Origin of the sequence: Idiomarina sp. UBA3162, from assembly GCF_002364475.1 — a bacterium.
Lineage (GTDB): Bacteria > Pseudomonadota > Gammaproteobacteria > Enterobacterales > Alteromonadaceae > Idiomarina.
In genome coordinates, this window is the sequence record NZ_DEYI01000079.1 from 7,311 (window position 1) to 8,018 (window position 708).

Below are 708 nucleotides of genomic sequence, written 5' to 3' on the forward strand. Positions count from 1 at the left end.
CATAGGCGGGTGCATTAGGGCATGAGACACGTCTCATTGCCCGCGCCACGCATCCCATAGCGACTTCCGTTTTAACCCATCCCTCCTGAGCCAGAAAATAAACATTTAATAGTTCGTTACGATGCGACTCAGAGTTCTCCAAATGGTGCTTTTTCAGTGTGGGCTCTACCATCTGCATGGCTTTCCAATAAAAGCGATAATCTTGTTCACACGTCAGCGAATTTAAACTTTCTGAGAGTTCCGGTGTTGTTTTTGGATATAGCAGCTTGACGCCCGGTGCGAATAGCCAATCAATCGAGATCCCCTCATTCATTAGCTTTGTAATGAGTAGCTTGTACGGAATGACCTGACGATAGCGCCAATTTTTGTAGTCGTGATAACTCACGCCTAACCACTCTACAACACCTTTGATCGTTTGCGTTCGAGCAATCGGTTTGAGTCGTTCCATCAACTCCCTGATAGTCGGTTCACCCCAAGCGTAATTTGGGGCGAATACAGCGTTTCTTTCCATGAAACCTCCACAACATATTATTAACACAGCATTAATACTTTCTAAAAAATTAAAGTGTTTTGCAACCTTTGAGCACAAAAAAACCCAGTTTTAAAAAAAACTGGGTTTTTGTTAGATGGCTGTGTAGGAGATTAAATGTATTTAACTTCCACAACTTCGTACTCAACCTCACCGTTGGGGGTCGTTACCGTAGCAAT

General features: G+C 43.4%; 1 protein-coding gene. It reads right to left on the reverse strand.

Annotated features, from left to right (window positions below; genetic code table 11):
• Window positions 1-511 (reverse strand): hypothetical protein (locus B2X00_RS10115; protein ID WP_290487418.1); only part of this gene is annotated, 511 nt, incomplete at its 3' end.
• Window positions 512-708 lie beyond the last annotated feature (197 nt).